Origin of the sequence: uncultured Rothia sp. (assembly GCF_916049665.1) — a bacterium.
Classification (GTDB): Bacteria; Actinomycetota; Actinomycetes; order Actinomycetales; family Micrococcaceae; genus Rothia.
In genome coordinates this window covers 1-3808 of the sequence record NZ_CAJZIE010000104.1, presented here as the reverse complement: position 1 = coordinate 3808, position 3808 = coordinate 1, and the positions used below count along the sequence as shown (strand labels likewise).

Annotated in this window: 3 protein-coding genes; all 3 read left to right on the top strand. The window is 55.1% G+C overall.

Annotated features, from left to right (window positions below; genetic code table 11):
• The coding region (locus QZ540_RS08150; protein WP_294629096.1) for a class I SAM-dependent methyltransferase at nt 1-620 on the top strand (620 nt) is incomplete at its 5' end.
• Nucleotides 621-949: 329 nt separating this feature from the next.
• On the top strand, nt 950-1993 hold the full coding sequence (locus QZ540_RS08145; protein ID WP_294629094.1) for a nucleotide disphospho-sugar-binding domain-containing protein: 1044 nt from the start codon (nt 950-952) through the stop codon (nt 1991-1993).
• Between the two features lie 105 nt (nt 1994-2098).
• Nucleotides 2099-3454: a replicative DNA helicase gene (gene dnaB, locus QZ540_RS08140; RefSeq protein ID WP_005504033.1), complete on the top strand. Its 1356-nt coding sequence runs from the start codon at nt 2099-2101 to the stop codon at nt 3452-3454.
• Nucleotides 3455-3808 lie beyond the last annotated feature (354 nt).

The window sequence follows — 3808 nt, the reverse complement described above, 5'->3', positions numbered from 1 at the left end:
CCGCCCTGGAGATTGTGAAGCGTTCCCCCAAGAGCTACACCGGTGTGGATCTTGACCCGAAGGCTGCTGAAATCGTGACCGAGCGTATCGGCGTATCGAGCCATCCTAACTACCGCGTCGTGAACGCTAGCGCCCAGGAGACCGGTCTGCCCTCGGAGAGCTACGATGCCGTGGTGGGCGAGGCAATGCTGACCATGCAGACCGATAAGCACAAGCTGGAGATTATGCGTGAGGCAGCTCGTCTGCTGCGCCCGGGCGGCTACTACGCTATTCACGAGATGTCGCTAGTTCCCGATTACCTGCGTCCCGAGTTGAAGGAAGAGATTCAGAAGGATCTGGCGCGCACTATCCGCGTGAATGCCCGCCCGCTGACTGTTGCCGAGTGGACCGCACTGGCGGAAGAGGCAGGCTTCGAGGTGCTGGATGTGTACCAGACTGATATGGCTCTGCTGGAGCCGAAGCGTCTGCTGGCTGATGAAGGCCCCGCTGGCGTTGCGAAGATTGCGTTCAACCTGGCGCGTAAGCCGCAGATTCGTGAGCGCGTGCTGGGTATGCGCGGCGTGTTCCGCCGCCACGCGGACCACATCGGTGCTATCGGTCTGATTCTGCGTAAGAAGTAAGGCAGACTCACACCGCAAAACTCACACAGTGAAACAGAGCCTCAGTATTCCTCGCTATCCGGGGGAATACTGAGGCTCTGTTTTACACTGAGGTGTATGAGCCGCGCTGTATGCGCAGCGGTGTGCGAGCCGCAGAACCGGCTCAGTCATGTGTGCGCCTCCCGGAGATTGTTATGAGCCGTATTCTTTTCTCTCCTGAAAGCTTCAATATGGGTGAAACCACGCGCTGTATCGAGATAGCGCGTGCAGCTCAGGAGCGAGGCCATACGGTCTTATTCCACGTGTATTCCCCTAAATACCTGGGACTGCTGGAAAACGCGGGGTTGCCCGTGCATCTTCGCGAACCGATTATGAGCGATGCTGAGGCTGAGCAGATTATGGCGCTGGATCAGGGCAGAGGAGTGCGGCATCCTTTTACGACCGATATGGTGCGCCGGCGGGTTGCTGCGGAGCTTGCGGCTATTCGTGACTTTAGCGCGGATGCTGTGGTGATTGGTTCTAATCTGACGATGCTGCTGTCTGCGCGTATTGCCGGTGTCCCTATTTTCTATGCGCGCCCGTATGCGTATTCGTCGACGTATTTTTTGAAGAAGCCTGTAGCTGGCGAACTTGCGGCGCCGGGATGGTTGCGGGCGGTGGCGCGGGTGTTTTCGTATAAGCCGGCTTCTTTTACGCGTGTGGCTCGTGAGTATGGGCTGAGGCTTCCTCGCCGTACCGTGGATATGCTCAGCGCCGATATGAACCTTATCTGCTCTCTATTTACGCAGTTGCGCGGAGATTCGTTGGTAGAGCCCGATGTTGGGGTTGGGCCTATCTATTACCGTGCGCCCGGTGAGCTACCGCAGATTGTTCGTGAACCTAGAGAACGGCCACTGGTCTACGTGGGAATGGGGTCGTCCGGTTCTGCAGATATTTTGGCTCAGGTGCTTCGCCAGCTCTCAGGTGCGCCGGTGGATGTGCTGGTTGGCGGCGGTGTACAGCTCTCGGAGGCACAGACCCGACTGCTGGGCGATAACATCCATTGTGCGGGGACTGTCCCGGCGCATCTGCTTGCAGGTCATATTGATGCCTCGATAACGCACGGTGGTGAGGGGACGGTGCAGACGGCGTGCCTGGCGGGTGTTCCGTTTGCCGGTATTGCGATGCAGGCGGAGCAGAGCTGGAATATTGAGGAATGCGTGCGCTACGGTAATGCCCTGCGTTTTACGAAGAATGATGTGCGCCGTGGCAATGTGCGCGATATTCTGAACCGTCTGCTGGTTGATGAGGGCATGCGCGCCAGGGCACGGCAGCTGGGCGAGGCAATGCGCACCATGGATGGTGCGGCGCTCGCCGTTGAGAAGATTGAGGATTATCTCCGCAGCCCCAAGTAGGGGTGTATGTGTTTCGCGTGTGCCTTCGTGAGAAACTAGCATAGGAGTTCTGCAGAAATTGTTTCTGGAACATCGTAGATATCGGATTGAAACGCGAGGATAAGCATGTCTGAAACTGCCATTGATTATGGTTCCCGCACTATGCCTCATGATGATGTAGCTGAGCAGTCGGTGCTCGGTGGCATGCTCCTGTCAAAGGATGCTATTGCGGATGTGGTTGAGAGCCTGCGTGCGTCTGATTTCTATAAGCCGGCGCACGAGACGATTTATGAGGCGATTCTTTCTCTTTATGGTCACGGTAGCCCTGCGGATGCGATTACGGTTGCTGATGAGCTGAAGAAGCGCGGCGAGCTGACTCGTGTGGGCGGCGCGTCCTATATTCATACGCTGATTGCGTCGGTTCCGACTGCTGCTAACGCTCAGTATTACGCTGAGATTGTTAAGGAGCACGCGATTATGCGCCGCCTGATTGAGGCGGGTACGAAGATTGCTCAGCTGGGTTACGCCAATGAGACTGAGGTCGATACTTTGGTCGATCAGGCGCAGGCTGAGATTTATGCGGTGACTGATGGTAACGCGAAGGAAGATTATGTGTCTTTCTCTGAGGCGTTGGAGGAGACCATCAATGAGATTGATGCGAACTCGAACCGCCCCGATGGCGTGTACGGTGTGCCGACTGACTTTATTGAGTTTGATGAGTTGACCGGTGGTCTGCACGGTGGCCAGATGATTGTTATTGCGGCTCGTCCGGGTGTGGGTAAGTCGACTCTGGCTTTGGATATTGCTCGTTCTGCTGCTATTCATCATCAGATGACGACTGTGTTCTTCTCACTGGAGATGAGTCGTACTGAGTTGGCAATGCGTATTCTCTCTGCGGAGGGCAAGATTTCGATGGGTCGCTTGAAGAAGGGTGACCTGGATACTGAGGGTTGGACGAACCTGGCGACTTTGCAGGGCCGTATTGATTCTGCTCCTCTCTTTATTGATGATTCGCCGAATATGACTCTGATGGAGATTCGTGCAAAGTGCCGTCGCCTGAAGCAGCGTAATGATTTGAAGCTTGTGGTGCTGGACTACCTGCAGCTGATGAGTTCGGGTAAGAAGGTTGAGTCGCGTCAGCAGGAGGTTTCGGAGTTTTCTCGTAGCCTGAAGCTGTTGGCTAAGGAGCTGGATGTTCCGGTGATTGCGCTGTCGCAGTTGAACCGTGGTTCGGAGCAACGTACTGATAAGCGTCCGATGGTTTCGGATCTGCGTGAGTCGGGTTCTATTGAGCAGGATGCGGATATGGTGATTCTGCTGCATCGTGAGGATATGTATAACCCGGATAGTGAGCGCGTGGGTGAGGCGGACATGATTATTGCGAAGCACCGTGGTGGTCCGACCCGTACTATCCCTCTGGCGTTTAGCGGTAAGTACTCGCGCTTCAACAATATGGCGAATGAGGCGCCTCCCCAGTACTAAGCAGCTCGGTACTAAGATTCAGCGCTCTGTAGCTGTGCCCCTCTTCTTCTGTTCCTCTCGGGATGGAAGGGGAGGGGCTTTCTGCATCTATCGGTGAGGTAGCGTGTGCGGGAGATAGGAATAGGGGCTGCTGAGAGGGCTTTCACTGGGCTTTCTTCGAGGGTTTGAGTGGTTTCTTCTGCGTTTATGAGGTTTTTTGGAAGTTTTTTGAAGATTTTTTGGCACCCTTAAAACACTCTGACTAGGTGCTTTAGCGTCTGGAAGGGTGTTTGAGACCCTTTCAAGACCCTTTTTGTGTGCTACTTCACCCTTTTTCGGGTTGCAGGGGTGTTTGGGGGTCTGTATAGTTGTATG